Annotated in this window: 14 protein-coding genes and 1 pseudogene; 9 read left to right on the top strand and 6 right to left on the bottom strand. The window is 67.2% G+C overall.

Going from position 1 to position 13783, the window contains the following annotated elements:
• Positions 1-10: 10 nt before the first annotated feature.
• From kdsA to K2L43_RS05120, 5 genes and pseudogenes are all read left to right on the top strand, one after another.
• Positions 11-868: a 3-deoxy-8-phosphooctulonate synthase gene (kdsA, locus tag K2L43_RS05140; protein WP_220638631.1), complete on the top strand. Its 858-nt coding sequence runs from the start codon at positions 11-13 to the stop codon at positions 866-868.
• A 4-nt stretch (positions 869-872) separates the two neighbouring features.
• Positions 873-1153 (top strand): annotated as a pseudogene (locus tag K2L43_RS05135) (DUF1330 domain-containing protein).
• A gap of 83 nt (positions 1154-1236) precedes the next feature.
• Positions 1237-2523: a phosphopyruvate hydratase gene (gene eno, locus K2L43_RS05130; RefSeq protein WP_015912643.1), complete on the top strand. Its 1287-nt coding sequence runs from the start codon at positions 1237-1239 to the stop codon at positions 2521-2523.
• A gap of 26 nt (positions 2524-2549) precedes the next feature.
• Complete coding sequence (locus K2L43_RS05125; RefSeq protein WP_011804436.1) at positions 2550-2834, top strand: septum formation initiator family protein; 285 nt, start codon at positions 2550-2552, stop codon at positions 2832-2834.
• Positions 2831-3295, top strand: coding sequence for a hypothetical protein (locus K2L43_RS05120; protein WP_220638630.1), 465 nt, complete (start codon positions 2831-2833; stop codon positions 3293-3295). The genes K2L43_RS05125 and K2L43_RS05120 overlap by 4 nt, the downstream gene beginning before the upstream one ends.
• Before the next feature lie 92 nt (positions 3296-3387).
• Here K2L43_RS05120 and K2L43_RS05115 read toward each other — a convergent pair whose 3' ends face one another.
• Entirely contained in the window at positions 3388-4374 is a 987-nt protein-coding gene (locus K2L43_RS05115) for an Hsp33 family molecular chaperone HslO (RefSeq protein WP_088887469.1), read from the bottom strand.
• A gap of 32 nt (positions 4375-4406) precedes the next feature.
• On the bottom strand, positions 4407-4931 hold the full coding sequence (locus K2L43_RS05110) for a gamma carbonic anhydrase family protein (protein WP_011804433.1): 525 nt from the start codon (positions 4929-4931) through the stop codon (positions 4407-4409).
• 49 nt (positions 4932-4980) lie between these two features.
• Here K2L43_RS05110 and K2L43_RS05105 point away from each other — a divergent pair, with 49 nt between their 5' ends.
• The 3 genes from K2L43_RS05105 to K2L43_RS05095 all read left to right on the top strand — a co-directional run bounded on the left by K2L43_RS05105 (position 4981) and on the right by K2L43_RS05095 (position 8552).
• Entirely contained in the window at positions 4981-5787 is an 807-nt protein-coding gene (locus tag K2L43_RS05105) for a ferritin-like domain-containing protein (protein ID WP_220638629.1), read from the top strand.
• Positions 5788-5934: 147 nt separating this feature from the next.
• Positions 5935-7206 carry an EAL and HDOD domain-containing protein gene (locus tag K2L43_RS05100; protein ID WP_103737327.1) on the top strand — a complete coding sequence of 424 codons (1272 nt, stop codon included), beginning with the start codon at positions 5935-5937 and terminating at the stop codon, positions 7204-7206.
• Positions 7207-7256: 50 nt separating this feature from the next.
• Entirely contained in the window at positions 7257-8552 is a 1296-nt protein-coding gene (locus tag K2L43_RS05095; RefSeq protein ID WP_088887471.1) for an EAL and HDOD domain-containing protein, read from the top strand.
• Positions 8553-8603: 51 nt separating this feature from the next.
• On the opposite strand, the gene K2L43_RS05090 is transcribed toward K2L43_RS05095, so the two are convergent.
• The 3 genes from K2L43_RS05090 to K2L43_RS05080 form a co-directional block, all read right to left on the bottom strand.
• The gene (locus tag K2L43_RS05090) at positions 8604-9581 is read right to left on the bottom strand and encodes a tripartite tricarboxylate transporter substrate binding protein (RefSeq protein WP_220638628.1); all 978 of its coding nucleotides are present in this window, start codon (positions 9579-9581) and stop codon (positions 8604-8606) included.
• 79 nt (positions 9582-9660) lie between these two features.
• Positions 9661-10560 (bottom strand): site-specific tyrosine recombinase XerD, encoded by a 900-nt coding sequence (gene xerD / locus K2L43_RS05085; protein ID WP_220638627.1) that lies wholly within the window; start codon positions 10558-10560, stop codon positions 9661-9663.
• A 68-nt stretch (positions 10561-10628) separates the two neighbouring features.
• Positions 10629-11591 (bottom strand): tripartite tricarboxylate transporter substrate binding protein BugE, encoded by a 963-nt coding sequence (locus K2L43_RS05080; RefSeq protein WP_047349579.1) that lies wholly within the window; start codon positions 11589-11591, stop codon positions 10629-10631.
• Positions 11592-11743: 152 nt separating this feature from the next.
• Here K2L43_RS05080 and K2L43_RS05075 point away from each other — a divergent pair, with 152 nt between their 5' ends.
• Positions 11744-12661 carry an AEC family transporter gene (locus K2L43_RS05075; protein WP_103737330.1) on the top strand — a complete coding sequence of 306 codons (918 nt, stop codon included), beginning with the start codon at positions 11744-11746 and terminating at the stop codon, positions 12659-12661.
• A 58-nt stretch (positions 12662-12719) separates the two neighbouring features.
• On the opposite strand, the gene queG is transcribed toward K2L43_RS05075, so the two are convergent.
• On the bottom strand, positions 12720-13772 hold the full coding sequence (gene queG, locus K2L43_RS05070) for a tRNA epoxyqueuosine(34) reductase QueG (protein ID WP_220638972.1): 1053 nt from the start codon (positions 13770-13772) through the stop codon (positions 12720-12722).
• Positions 13773-13783 lie beyond the last annotated feature (11 nt).

Genomic DNA, 13783 nt, shown 5'->3' with positions numbered 1-13783 from the left:
AGGAAAGCCCATGCAGCTGTGCGGATTCGACGTTGGCCTTCAACATCGCTTCTTCCTGATCGCAGGCACCTGCTCCATTGAAGGCCTGGAGATGTCGCTCGACGTGGCCGGCCAACTCAAGGAGGCCTGCGCGCCGCTGGGCATCCCGCTGATCTACAAGGGCTCGTTCGACAAGGCCAACCGCTCGTCCGGCACCAGCAAGCGCGGTGTCGGCCTGGATGCCGGTTTGAAGATCCTTGACGAAGTGCGCCGCCAGTTGCAGCTGCCCATCCTGACCGATGTGCACGACACCTCGCACGTGGCCGAAGTGGCCAGCGTGGTCGACGTGCTGCAGACCCCGGCCTTCCTGTGCCGCCAGACGGATTTCATCCGTGCCGTGGCGCAAAGCGGCAAGCCGGTGAACATCAAGAAGGGCCAGTTCCTTGCACCCTGGGACATGAAGAACGTCATCGACAAGGCCCGCGCCGCCGCGCGCGAGGTGGGCCTGTCGGAAGACCGCTTCCTGGCCTGCGAGCGCGGCGTGAGCTTTGGCTACAACAACCTCGTGGCCGACATGACCAGCCTGGCCGAGATGCGCAATTCCGGCGCGCCCGTGGTGTTCGACGTGACCCACTCGGTGCAGAAGCCCGGCGGCCTGGGCGCCGTGAGCGGTGGCGCGCGCGACATGGTGCCCGTGCTGGCCCGTGCCGGCGTGGCCGTCGGCGTGGCGGGCCTGTTCATGGAAACGCACCCCAAGCCCGCCGAGGCATGGTCGGACGGCCCCAACGCCGTGCCGCTCAAGCACATGCGCGCGTTGCTTGAAACACTGGTGGCGCTCGACGACGTGACCAAGAAGAACGGTTTTCTCGAAAACAACTTTGGAGCCTGACACCATGCCCAGCGGCTACATCATCGCCAACGTCCGCGTGACCAACCCCGCGCAGTACGAGGAATACAAGACGCCGCCTTCGCGGCGCACAACGCCGAGATCTGCGTGCGTGGCGGCCAGGTGGAGGTGATGGAGGGCGACTGGCAGCCCGAGCGTGTGGTGATCGCCAAGTTCCCCAGCTTCGAGGCGGCCAAGGCGTTCTACCATTCGCCCGAATACGGCAAGGCCCGTGCGGCGCCCGAGGGCGCAGCCATCATGCGGCTGGTGTGCGTCGAAGGCCTTTGATGCTACCCATTTGATAGCTGCCAGCGCTTGATGGAAAAGCGCTAGCGGCCAATTTGATTAAAAACTTCCGCAAAAGGAAACCCATGAGTGCCATCGTTGACATCGTAGGCCGCGAAGTGCTGGACAGCCGCGGCAATCCCACCGTCGAATGCGACGTGCTGCTGGAATCGGGCGTGATGGGCCGCGCGGCCGTGCCCTCGGGCGCGTCCACCGGCTCGCGCGAAGCCATCGAGCTGCGTGACGGTGACAAGGCCCGCTACCTGGGCAAGGGCGTGCTCAAGGCCGTGGAGCACATCAACACCGAGATCAGCGAGGCCGTACTGGGCCTGGACGCCTCCGAGCAGGCCTTCCTGGACAAGACCCTGATCGACCTGGACGGCACCGACAACAAGAGCCGCCTGGGCGCCAACGCCATGTTGGCCGTCTCGATGGCCGTGGCCCGCGCCGCTGCCGAAGAGTCCGGCCTGCCCCTGTACCGCTACCTCGGCGGCATGGGTGGCATGCAGCTGCCCGTGCCGATGATGAACGTCATCAACGGCGGCGCGCACGCCAACAACAGCCTGGACCTGCAGGAGTTCATGATCATCCCCGTGGGCGCACCGAGCTTCCGCGAGGCCGTACGCTGGGGCGCCGAGGTGTTCCACGCGCTCAAGAAGATCATCCACGACAAGGGCATGAGCACCGCCGTGGGCGACGAAGGTGGTTTTGCGCCTTCCGTGGAAAACCACGAAGCCGCCATCCAGCTGATCCTGCAGGCGATTGAAGCCGCCGGCTACACCGCGGGCGAGCAGATCGCCCTGGGCCTGGACTGCGCCGCCAGCGAGTTCTACAAGGACGGCCAGTACGTCCTGGAAGGCGAAGGCGGCCTGCGCCTGACCGCCCAGCAGTGGACCGACATGCTCGCCACCTGGTGCGACAAGTACCCCATCATCTCCATCGAAGACGGCATGGCCGAGGGCGACTGGGACGGCTGGAAGACCCTGACCGAGCGCCTGGGCCAGAACGTGCAGTTGGTAGGCGACGACCTGTTCGTGACCAACACCAAGATCCTGAAGGAAGGCATCGACAAGCGCATCGCCAATTCGATCCTCATCAAGATCAACCAGATCGGCACGTTGACCGAGACCTTCGCCGCCATCGAGATGGCCAAGCGCGCCGGCTACACCGCCGTGATCAGCCACCGCTCGGGCGAGACCGAGGACTCGACGATCGCCGACATCGCCGTGGGCACCAACGCCGGCCAGATCAAGACCGGCTCGCTCTCGCGCTCCGACCGCATCGCCAAGTACAACCAGCTGTTGCGCATCGAAGAAGACCTGGGCGACATCGCCTTCTATCCCGGCCGCGCCGCGTTCTACAACCTGCGCTAAGCCCACCCGCGCCGCTGCGCCCCGCCATGGGCACACGCATCGTTCCGCTCGCCCTGCTGCTGCTCCTCGTGGGGATCCACGCGCAGCTGTGGACCGGGCGCGGCAGTGTCGGCCATGTAGAGGACATGCGCCGGCAGATCGCCGCCCAGCAGGCGGCGAATGCGCAGGCGCGCCAGGCCAATGAGCGCCTGGCCGCCGAAGTGCAGGACCTGAAGGACGGCCTGGAGATGGTCGAGGAAAAGGCGCGCAGCGAACTGGGCATGGTCAAGCCTGGCGAGATCTACGTGCACGTCACCCCGGCCCGCAAGTGAGCCTCTCGCCCGGCCCCGTGCCCGGCGCTGCGGCGGTGCGCATCGCCATCCTGGGCGCGCACGCGCCCGCCTGCACCGCCTTACGCGACGGCATCGCTCAGCACTGTCCCGCGCTCGCAGTCGCGGCGGCCGGCCCCGATCTGCCAGCCCTGCCGGCGGACCTCACGCTGCTGTGCGCACTGGACCTTCCCGATGCACACGAGCTGCAACTGCGCGCCGCGCTGGCCCAGGCCGGCACGGCCTACCAGGTGCTGTACGGGCCGCCAGCGGCGCAACTTCGCAATGCACTAAACGCTATTGATTTAATAGCTACTCGCGCTTATCCATCAAACGTTGAGGCCGAATTGGAGTCGGAACCCAGCCATCCTCGGCTGCGCGCTTGGGGTTGCGAAGAATGCGTGGAGCCCCAGTGCGAGCATCGGCTGTTCACCGCGCTGCGCGGCCTGGGTGCAGGGGCGTGAGGCGGACGCTTCACGCTCGTTGAAGCGCGACCGCCTGCAGCGCCGCGGCGCGCAGGCTGGCTCGCGAAAGCCGCCCAGAGCGGCCGCCTGGATCACTGCATGCGCGACGGCGCGGGCGGCTGCTTGTGCGGATCGGTGAACAGCTGCGCGGCATCCACCGGGTCGAAGTGGTACTGCTGGCCGCAGTATTCGCAGCCCACCTCGATGTTGCCACGCTCCTCCAGGATGCTCTCGACCTCTTCCGTGCCCAGGCTGCGCAGCATGTTGCCCACACGCTCGCGGCTGCAGGAGCACGCGAAGCGCGGGCCGCTATCGCCCTGCTGAGGCGCGAAGCGCAGCAGTTTTTCCTCCCAGAACAGGCGGCGCAGGATGGTGTCCACGTCCAGCGTGAGCAGCTCCTCGCGCGTGAGGCTGCTCGCCAGGGTGGCGATACGGTTGTAGTCCTCGTTGCGGCCGATCTGGTCCTCGTCCTCGCGCCCATGGCCGCCGGCCAGGTTGGCCTCGCCCTTCAGGGGCATGCGCTGGATCAGCACGCCCGCGGCCACCTGGTCGTTGGCAGCCAGCACCAGGGTGGTATCGAGCTGCTCGGACTGCAGCATGTAGTGCTGCAGCACGTCGCTGAGCTTGTGCAGCTTTTCCTGGTGGTCGCCATACAGCGGCACCACACCCTGGTAGGGCTGCTGGCCTGGCAGACGGTCCTTGGGGTCCAGCGTGATGGCGCAGCGCCCGCCGCCGCCCACGTTCACCATGTCCGGCAGGCCCGCGTTCGCGGGCAGTTCGCCCGACACCGACGCGGTGGCGCGCAGGCTCAGGTCGGACTGCACCTCGGCCACGGCCAGCTTGACGGGGCCGTCACCAAAGACCTGCAGCACCAGCGCACCGTTGAACTTGATGTTCGACTGCATCAGCACGCCGGCGGCGGCCATCTCACCCAGCAGCTCGCTCACGGGCGCGGGGTATGGCCCAGTTTCGGTGTTGGCCGCGCGGCGGCGCAGCAGCTCTGTCCAGGCGTCGGTCAGGCGCACGATCATGCCGCGCACGGGCAGGCCATCAAACAAAAACTTGTGCAGTTCGGACACGCAGTATTTCCAGTCAATCAATGGCCGGGCTATTACCCCAGCTTGCGCAGACCCGCCTTGAAGCGGCGCGCGTTTTCCATGTAATGCCGCGCACTCTGGCGCAGCCCTTCGATCTGCTCCGGCGTGAGCTGGCGCACCACCTTGGCCGGACTGCCCAGGATCATCGATCCGTCGGGAAACTCCTTGCCCTCGGTGACCAGCGAGCCGGCGCCCACCAGGCAGTTGCGGCCGATCTTCGCGCCGTTGAGCACGATGGCGCCAATGCCGATCAGTGATTCATCCCCGACGGTGCAGCCATGCAGCATGACCTGGTGGCCCACGGTGACGCGCTCACCGATCACCAGCGGCTGGCCGATGTCGGCGTGCAGCACGCTCGCGTCCTGCACGTTGGTGCCCGCGCCGATGGTGATGCGCGCCGTGTCGCCACGCACCACGGTGCCGAACCATACGCTGGCGTCCTCGCCCAGCACCACGTCGCCCATCACCTGGCCACTGTCGGCCACCCAGGCCGATGCGGCCACCTGCGGCGCCACGCCGTCGAGTTCATAGATCGCCATCGCTTGTCTGTCTCCGTTGTTTGTGTAGGGGGAACCTAGAATTGTAGGGATGGAGCTTCGCCAACGTGCCCTGGAGGTCTTGCGCCTCTGCGACCCTGAAGAAAAATCGGCCGCAGCGCTGGATATGTATGCGCAAGCAGCTCGCATTTCAATAGCGACGGAAACGCGTCTCACCGCCCCGCCCGCCGACACCCTGCCCGGCCGCCCCGCGCGGCCGCAGTTGCTGCACCACACCGCCGTGGCACGCCGCTCGCCCGCCACGCCCGAGGGGCGCGCGGTGCTGATCCACGCCATCGCCCATATCGAGTTCAACGCCATCAACCTCGCGCTGGACGCCATCTGGCGCTTTGCGGGCATGCCCGAGACGTTCTACCGCGACTGGCTGCGCGTGGCGGCCGAGGAGGCGAAGCACTTTCGCCTGCTGCGTGACCACCTGCGCCGGCAACTGCACCATGACTATGGCGACTTTCCCGCGCACCAGGGCCTGTGGAGCATGTGCGAGAAGACGGCCGACGACATCGTGGCGCGCATGGCCCTGGTGCCGCGCACCCTGGAGGCGCGCGGACTGGACGCCACGCCGCTGATCCAGCACAAGCTGCGCCAGGTCGGTACACCGGACGCGCTGGCCGCCGTGGCGATCCTGGACACCATCCTGCGCGAGGAAGTGGGCCACGTGGCCATCGGCAACCACTGGTACGGCTGGCTGTGCACGCGCGCCGGACTGGACCCCGTGGCGCACTACGCCGCGCTGGTCCAGCGTTACGAAGCCCCCCGCCCGAAGCCGCCGCTGAACGAGGCGGCACGCCGCGCAGCCGGTTTCAGCGAGGCGGAGATGCGCTGGCTGCAGCACGGCTGAATCGCCTCCAGCCGCACTGCCATCCCCCAGCCATCGGGGGTTCTTCCCTACAATGCCAGCAGCGATACGCCACGCCGCTGCCGCCAGCCCTCGCGCCTGCGGCGGGCATCCGCATCGCCCGGTATCCCGCACACGCCCAGGCATTCCATGACGAACCCCACACCTCCCGCTTCTCCCTCGGCGGCCGGCGCCTCCCAGGCTGGCAGCACCGGCTCGATGATCGCCCGCCAGGCCATCATGAACGGCCAACAGGCGGTCGTCGGCTACGAACTCTTCAACCGCTCGCGCTCCACCGTCGGCCACACGGCCGCCAGCGATGTGATCCTGGTCTTCACCGCGCTGTCGCATGCGGGCACCGAAGAGCTGGTGGGCAAGATGCTGATTTTCGTGAACTGCACCCACGAAAGCCTGACGGGCGGGCACCTGGAACTGGTGAACCCCGACAAGGTGGTGCTGGAGATCCCTCCGCTGGGCCACGTGGCCGCGGCCGAGGTGCATGCGCGGCTTCCCATCCTGCAGGCGCTGCGCAGCCGCGGCTTTCACCTCGCCTTCAACCACACGGTGCTGGAGTCCACCTACGCGCCCTGGCTGCCGCTGGCCGACTACATCAAACTCGACATGTCGGTGCTTGCGCGCGACCAGCTCGCGGTGCTGATCAACTACGCGGGGCGCCATTCCCAGGCCGAACTGATCGCGGAAAAGCTCGAAACCGCGCAACAGTACGACATGGTGTCGTCCATGGGCGTGGAAATGTTCCAGGGCTACTGGTTCTCGCGTCCCACGCTGGTGGAGGCCAAACTGCTCACCCCCGGCCAGGCGAGCATCGTGCAGCTGCTCAACCTGGTGCGCAGCCAGGCCAGTACCGACGAGATCGAAGAGGTCCTCAAAAAGGATGCTGGGCTGGCCTTCAACCTGATGCGCCTGATCAACTCCGCGGGGCTGGGCATGACGCGCGAGATCACCTCCTTTCGCCAGGCGGTGCTGCTGCTGGGACTCAAGAAGCTGTTCCGCTGGGCCGCCCTGCTGCTCACGGCGGTGCGCAGCGGCGGTACGCCCCCGGCCGTGGGACAGACGGCCGTGGTGCGCGGCCGCCTCATGGAACTGCTGGCCCAGGAATTTCTGCCCGCCGAAGAAGCCGACCAGGCGTTCGTGATCGGCATCTTCTCCATGCTGGACCAGATGCTCGGCATGCCGCTGGCCTCCGCCGTGGGGCTGCTCAACCTGCCCGAAGAGCTGTCCACTGCCCTGCTACAACGCAGCAACGTGTACGGCCAGCTGCTGACACTGGCCGAAGCCTGCGAGACCAGCGACGACCACACCTTCGACCAGATCGCCCAATCGCTCCACCTGACGAACCAGCAGATCAACTGGGCCCACTTGCAAGCCCTGGCCTGGGCGGACCAGATGGCGCCCGCCTGAGCCACTGCCGCGCCGACCTCCTAGAATCCAACGAACTTCCCACGCCATCCATGTCGAGCCTTCCAGACACCGCCGCACAGCTCCCCGCCGATTCCGCCCAGCCGTCACCCGAGGCCACCGAGGCGCAGAACCAGGTCGTCATCGCACGACAGGCCATCCTGGACGAACAGCGCACCGTCTTTGGCTACGAACTGTTCGACCGGTCCACCGCCGCGGACGCGCACACCGCCGCCAGCGATGCGGCGCTGCTGTTCAACGCGCTGTCGTATGCGGGCTCCGAGGCGCTGGTGGGCAAGAAAACCGTCTTCATCAATTGCACGCACGACAGCCTGGCCGGCGGACACCTGGAGCTGATCCACCCTGAAAAAGTGGTGCTGGAAGTACCCACACTCGGCGCCCAGGCCACGGCCGAGCAGATCGAGCAGTACATCCCCACGCTGCAAGCGGTGCGCACGCGCGGCTTTCGGCTGGCCTTCAGCCAGGACGTGCTGCGGCGCGCCTACAGCAGCTGGGTGCCTCTGGCCTCGTTCATCAAGCTGGACATGCAGGCCTTCAAGCCGGAGCTCGCCGAGCCGCTCGTGAAGTTCGCCCAGGCCCACTCGCAGGCCACCCTGGTGGCCGAGAAGGTAGAAACGGCCGAACAGTACCAGCGCATGGCTTCGCTGGGCGTGAAGCTGTTCCAGGGCTACTGGTTCGCGCAGCCCTCGCTGGTCAAGGCGCAAACCATCCGACCCTCGCAGGCGACCATCATCCAGCTCATCAACCTGGTGCGCCAGCAGGCCAGCACCGGAGAGATCGAGGAGCTGCTCAAGAAGGACCCCACGCTGTCCTTCAACCTGCTGCGTTTCATCAATTCCTCGGGCTTCGGCCTGTCGTGCGAGGTGACCTCGTTCCGTCACGCGGTGATGATCCTGGGCCTGAAGAAGCTGTTCCGCTGGGCGGCACTGTTGATGACCACCTCGCGCGCCAGCGGCTCGCCGCCCGCCGTGGGCCAGACGGCCGTGGTGCGCGGCCGCCTCATGGAACTGCTGGCCGCCGAGCTGCTGCCCCCCGAGGAATGCGACAACGCCTTCGTGGTGGGGGTCTTCTCACTGCTGGATGCGATGCTGGGCGTGCCGCTGGAGCGCGCCCTGGAAACGGTGGCCCTGCCCCAGCCGGTGCTTGACGCACTGCTGCACAACAAGGGCGTGTTCGCCCCCTTCCTGGAGCTCACCAAGGCCTGCGAAAGCGGTGACGACGAGGCTTTCGCGCGCACGGCCGAAGCGCTGCACCTGTCCAACCGCCAGGTCAACTGGGCCCACCTGCAGGCACTGGCCTGGGCCGAGAGCCTGACGGCCGACGAATAAACCCGATGCCCCCTGTGCGCGGGCCGGCCGGCGCGCGCACGGGGGCAGCCGTCAGTTCAGGCGGATGTTGGCGGCGCGGATGATGCGCGCGTTGCGCTGCGACTCCGCCGCGATCTGCCGGCGAAATGCCTCGGCGCTGCCGCCCGTGGGCACGTTGTCCGAAGCCTCCAGGCGCGCCTGGATGTCGGGCAGCGCCAGCGCACGGTTGATCTCGGCATTCAAGCGCTCCAGCACCGCGGCCGGCACGCCCGCTGGCGCGAACATGCCGAACACCGAATTCAGGTTGGCCGCGGGCAGGCCCAGTTCGCCCAGCGTGGGCACGTTCGGCAGGGTGGTCAGCCGCGCGGGCGCACCCACGGCCAGCGGGTGCAGCTTGCCCGCCTTGATCTGCTGCATCACGGCCGGGCCGGCGTTGGTGGACAGCACCTCGAACTGACCCGAAAGCGCATCGTTCAGTTGTTGCCCGCCGCCCTTGTAGGGCACGTGCGTGATCTGCACGCCGCTGCCCTGCATGATGTGTTCCAGCATGATGTGGCCCAGCGACGCCAGCCCCGATGTGGCCCATCGCACCTGGCCCGGCTGCGCCTTGGCGGTCGCCAGCAGGCTGCGGAAGTCACGCTCCTTGGCGGCCTGCGTGCCCAACAACAGCACGGGCGAGTACATCACGCTGGCCACGGGCACGATGTCGCGCGTTGCGTCGTACGGCGGCGTGCCCAGGTGCGGGTTGAGCACCAGCGGGCTGATCGCCGAGAAGCCCAGCGTGTAGCCATCGGGCGCCGCCTTGGCCACCGCGTCCATGCCGATGGTGCCGCCCGCGCCGGCCTTGTTCTCCACCACCACGGCCGTGCCCAGGCGTTCGGACAGTTTGTCGCCCAACGCGCGGGCGACCACGTCGCTGACGCCGCCCGCGGGATAGGCCACGATGATGCGGATGGGCTTGGCGGGCCAAGTCTGGGCCTGCGCGCCCAGGGGCAGCGCGGCAGCCAGCGCGAGGGAGGCCAGCACGCGACGGCGCACGGAATCTGTCATTGCAACTCCAGAGTTTCAAGAAAGAGCGCGATTTTTCACCCGTTTGCCGCTGTCCGCCGGCACTCCGCGCCATGCCCCTTCAACCGCGCGGATGGTGCTGCGCATGCAACGCCTTCAGCCGCTCGCGCGCCACGTGGGTGTAGATGGTGGTGGTGGAAATGTCGGCGTGGCCCAGCAGCAGTTGCACCACGCGCAGGTCCGCACCGTGGTTCAACAGGTGCGTGGCAAAGGCATGGCGCAGCGTGTGGGGCGACAGCGGCGCGGTGATGCCTGCAGCCTGCGCGCATTTCTTGACGATGACCCAGAACATCACGCGCGACATGGCCGCGCCGCGCTGCGTGACGAACAGGTCATCCGTTTGCTGCCCGCCCAGGATGGCGCCACGCCCCTCGGCCAGGTAGCGCTGCAGCCAGCGGTGCGCCTCTTCGCCAAAGGGCACCAGCCGCTCCTTGCCGCCCTTGCCCATGACGCGCAGCACGCCTTCGGCCAGCCCCAGGTGGAAGGTTTTCAGCGTGACCAGCTCGCTCACGCGCAGGCCGCTCGCGTACATCAGCTCCAACATGGTGCGGTCGCGCAGGCCCAGCGGCGTGGCATCGTCCGGCGCATGCAGCAGGGCCTCCACCTGCGCCTGCGTCAGCGTCTTAGGCACGCGCAGCGGCTGGCGCGCGGCCTGCAGGCGCACTGTGGGATCGGCTTCGATGCGCCGCTCGCGCAATGCCCAGTGAAAGTAGCGCCGCAGCACGGTGAGGCGGCGGTTGGCCGACGTGGCGCGCGTTTGCGCGTGGCGGGCAGCGAAGTAGCCCTGCAGGTGGTGCTCGGCCGTGGCATCCAGCGCCAGCGGAGGGTTCTGCTGCGCCAGCCATTGGGCATACAGCGTGAGGTCCCGGCGGTAGGCGGCCAGCGTGTTGCGCGACAGGCCGTCCTCCAGCCACAGGGCGTCGATGAAGGGGTCTATGGCGTTCTGGCTGTCGGGCAACATGGCGAAAACCATAGCATCAAAAAAACGCCCGCGGCAGGCGGGCGTTTTTCAGAGGGCTGGGGGCGCGCTTATTCCAGCGTGAGCTTCTGCTTCTGCACCACCTGCTTGTACACGCCGAACTCGGCCTTGATCTGCTCGGCGAACTGCTCGGGCGTGTTGGCGACGATGATCGAGTCGGTGTCCTCGATGCGCTTGCGCACGGCGGCATCTTCGAGCGCCTTCTTCACGCCGCCGTTGATCTTGTCCACCACCTCCTTGGGCAGGTTCTTGGGACCCAGGATGCCGTAGTAGGCCATGCGGTTCACCGGCTCCAGGCCCACTTCCTTGAAGGTGGGCACATTGGGCAGCGCCGCCACGCGCTGCGGCGCGGACACCACGATGGGCACGAGCTTGCCGCTCTTGATGAAAGGCAACGCCGAGGGCAGGTTGTCGAAGATGATGGGCACCTGACCCGCCACGGTGTCGTTGAGTGCCGGACCCGCGCCGCGGTAGGGAATGTGCGTGACGAAGCTGTTGGTGAGGCTCTTGTACAGCTCCATCAGCAGGTGGCCGATGCCGCCTGTGCCCGAGGACGCGTACGAGTACTTGCCGGGGTTCTTCTGGATCTCCGCCAGGAAGGACTTGTAGTCCTTGGCCGGGAAGCTGGGGTGCACCGCGATGATGTTGGGCGTGGCCGCGATGTTGATGATGGGCGTGAAGTCCGTGATCGGGTTGTACGGGATCTTGGAGTTGATGGCCGGATTGGCCGCCGTGGTGGACACGGTGGCCACGCCCAGGTTGTACCCATCGGGTGCTGCGCGCGCCGTTTCCTGCGCGCCAATCACGCCGCCGCCGCCGCCCCGGTTCTCCACCACCACCGACTGGCCGAGCGCGCGCGACAGTGGGTCGGCGATCACGCGGGCGATGATGTCGGTGGTGCCGCCGGGCGCGAAGGGCACCAGCAGCTTGACGGGCTTGTTGGGGTAGCCCTGGGCGAAGGCGGTGCCCGCGGTGGCCGCCAGCGCCAAAGCCAGCAGGTTGCGACGTTGCATGCGAAATCTCCTCATCAAATTGTGTTTGGTGGAAAAAACAGGGGGTAGGCGGCGATCCTACGGTGCCATGCCGCTTTGATCACCGCGGGCGCCGCGCTGATTTGTTGGGAGTTTCCCCAATGATTCGCGCCGCCGGCCCGCAGCGCCACGGTATGCTGCGCGCCGTGAGTTACGTGCAGCTTCTTCTCCCGGATTTCTCGCTGATCCTGTTCGGCTACCTGCTGTGCCGCTACACGCCCCTCAACCGCTCCGTCTGGCAGCCGGTGGAAAGCCTGGTGTATTACCTGCTGTTCCCGGTGCTGCTGTTCCAGTCCATCGTCAAGAGCCCCATCAACGTGGGCGAGGCCACCGGCCTGGTGGTGGCCGGCGTGGGCACGGGCCTGTGCGGCGTGGTGCTGGCCTACAGCCTGCCGCACCTGCCCTGGCTGGGCAGGCACATCGACCGGCGCGACCACGCGGCGGCGGCGCAGGTGGCCTTCCGTTTCAACTCCTTCATCGTGCTGGCCCTGGCCGAGCGCCTGGCGGGTGCGCAAGGCCTGCTCATGGTGGCGGTGCTGATTGGCGTGTGCGTACCGCTGCTGAACGTGGCCGCCGTGTGGCCCATGGCGCGCGGCGGCCAGCAGGGCTTCGTGCGCGAACTGCTGCGCAACCCGCTGATCATCGCCACGGCGACGGGGCTGGCAGCCAACCTGCTGGGCTTTCGCATTCCGCCGTGGCTGGAGCCCACGGTGGGTCGCATCAGCGCCGCGTCGCTGGCGCTGGGGCTCATGGCGGCAGGCGCGGGCATGCAGTTCGGCCTGCTCACGCGCAGCAAGCTGCTGTCTGCATCGGTGCTGACCATTCGCCACCTGGCACAGCCGCTGATCGCCTGGGGGTTCGCGCATCTGCTGGGGCTGGACGCCACGCAGACCTCGGTGCTGATGGCGTTCTGCGCCGTGTCCACGGCATCCACCTGTTATGTACTCGCCGCGCGCATGGGCTACAACGGCGCGTATGTCGCGGGCTTGGTCACGCTCTCCACGGTGCTGGGGGTGGTGAGCCTGCCCTTCGCTCTGGGCTTGTTGCGTTGACGCTATTTAATTAATAGCTACTCGCGCTTGTTCTGCAAGCGTTGCAGGCCATTTTTATTCAGTTTTCCTGTGCCAGCGCCCAGGCCACATGCTCGCGCACCAGCGGGCTCGGGTCATCAGCGCGTGCGGCCAGCGCCGCGCGAACGACAGGGTCGCGGGTCGCGCGCAACGCGTTGCCCAGCGCCACGGCGATGTTGCGCAGCCAGCGCTCATGGCCGATGCGACGGATCGGGCCGCCCTCGGTCATGCGCAGGAAGGTCTCCTCGTCCCACGTAAACAGATGCACGAGCTGCTGCCCCACCAGCCCCGCGCGCACATCGAAATCGGGCAGGCTGCTGGTCTGCGCGAACTTGTTCCACGGGCAGATGAGCTGGCAGTCGTCGCAGCCATAGATGCGGTTGCCCATGAGCGGGCGCAACTCCAGCGGAATGTGCCCGGCGTGCTCGATGGTGAGGTAGGAGATGCAGCGGCGCGCATCCAGGCGGTACGGCGCGATGATGGCCTGCGTGGGGCAGACATCGATACATGCCTCGCAACTGCCACAGTGGTGCGTGACGGGCTCGGTGGGTTCAAGGGGCATATCCACATAGATCTCGCCCAGAAAGAACATCGAGCCGGCCTCGCGGCTCAGCACCAGTGTGTGCTTGCCGCGCCAGCCCTGGCCGCTGCGGCGCGCAAGCTCGGCCTCCAGCACCGGCGCCGAGTCGGTGAACACGCGGTGGCCAAAGGGCCCTACTGCCTCGGCGACACGGTCGCTGAGCTTTTGCAGCCGCGCGCGCAGCACCTTGTGGTAGTCGCGCCCCCGGGCGTAGACGGAAACCACCGCCTCGGTGGGTCGCGCCAGCCGGCCAAGTTCAATGGCCTGCCAGCCTTCGGAGGCTTCCAGCGCCATCGCGCGCGGCAGGTAGTCCATGCGCGCAGTGATCACGCTCACGGTGCCGGGCACCAGCTCCGCCGGGCGGGCACGCTTCAGGCCATGCGCCGCCATGTAATGCATCTCGCCATGGAACCCTTGGGCCAGCCATTGCATCAATCCGGGCTCGGCGGAGGACAAGTCCACGCCGGCCACCTTGATTTGGGAAAATCCCAGCTCGCGGGCCCAGCCTTGTATTTGAGGAACGA

The sequence above is a fragment of the Diaphorobacter sp. MNS-0 genome, from assembly GCF_019602835.1.
GTDB lineage: Bacteria > Pseudomonadota > Gammaproteobacteria > Burkholderiales > Burkholderiaceae_C > Diaphorobacter > Diaphorobacter nitroreducens.
Note: the sequence above shows the minus strand (reverse complement) of the source record. Positions and strands in the feature narration are given on the sequence as shown.

Excerpts from the sequence above, each read along its gene's own strand:
- K2L43_RS05100 (WP_103737327.1), top strand. The coding sequence starts at position 5,935 with ATGACGAACCCCACACCTCCCGCTTCTCCCTCGGCGGCCGGCGCCTCC.
- eno (WP_015912643.1), top strand. The coding sequence starts at position 1,237 with ATGAGTGCCATCGTTGACATCGTAGGCCGCGAAGTGCTGGACAGCCGC.
- K2L43_RS05125 (WP_011804436.1), top strand. The coding sequence starts at position 2,550 with ATGGGCACACGCATCGTTCCGCTCGCCCTGCTGCTGCTCCTCGTGGGG.
- K2L43_RS05080 (WP_047349579.1), bottom strand. The coding sequence starts at position 11,591 with ATGCAACGTCGCAACCTGCTGGCTTTGGCGCTGGCGGCCACCGCGGGC.
- xerD (WP_220638627.1), bottom strand. The coding sequence starts at position 10,560 with ATGTTGCCCGACAGCCAGAACGCCATAGACCCCTTCATCGACGCCCTG.
- K2L43_RS05090 (WP_220638628.1), bottom strand. The coding sequence starts at position 9,581 with ATGACAGATTCCGTGCGCCGTCGCGTGCTGGCCTCCCTCGCGCTGGCT.
- K2L43_RS05075 (WP_103737330.1), top strand. The coding sequence starts at position 11,744 with ATGCTGCGCGCCGTGAGTTACGTGCAGCTTCTTCTCCCGGATTTCTCG.
- K2L43_RS05105 (WP_220638629.1), top strand. The coding sequence starts at position 4,981 with ATGGAGCTTCGCCAACGTGCCCTGGAGGTCTTGCGCCTCTGCGACCCT.
- kdsA (WP_220638631.1), top strand. The coding sequence starts at position 11 with ATGCAGCTGTGCGGATTCGACGTTGGCCTTCAACATCGCTTCTTCCTG.
- K2L43_RS05095 (WP_088887471.1), top strand. The coding sequence starts at position 7,257 with ATGTCGAGCCTTCCAGACACCGCCGCACAGCTCCCCGCCGATTCCGCC.
- K2L43_RS05110 (WP_011804433.1), bottom strand. The coding sequence starts at position 4,931 with ATGGCGATCTATGAACTCGACGGCGTGGCGCCGCAGGTGGCCGCATCG.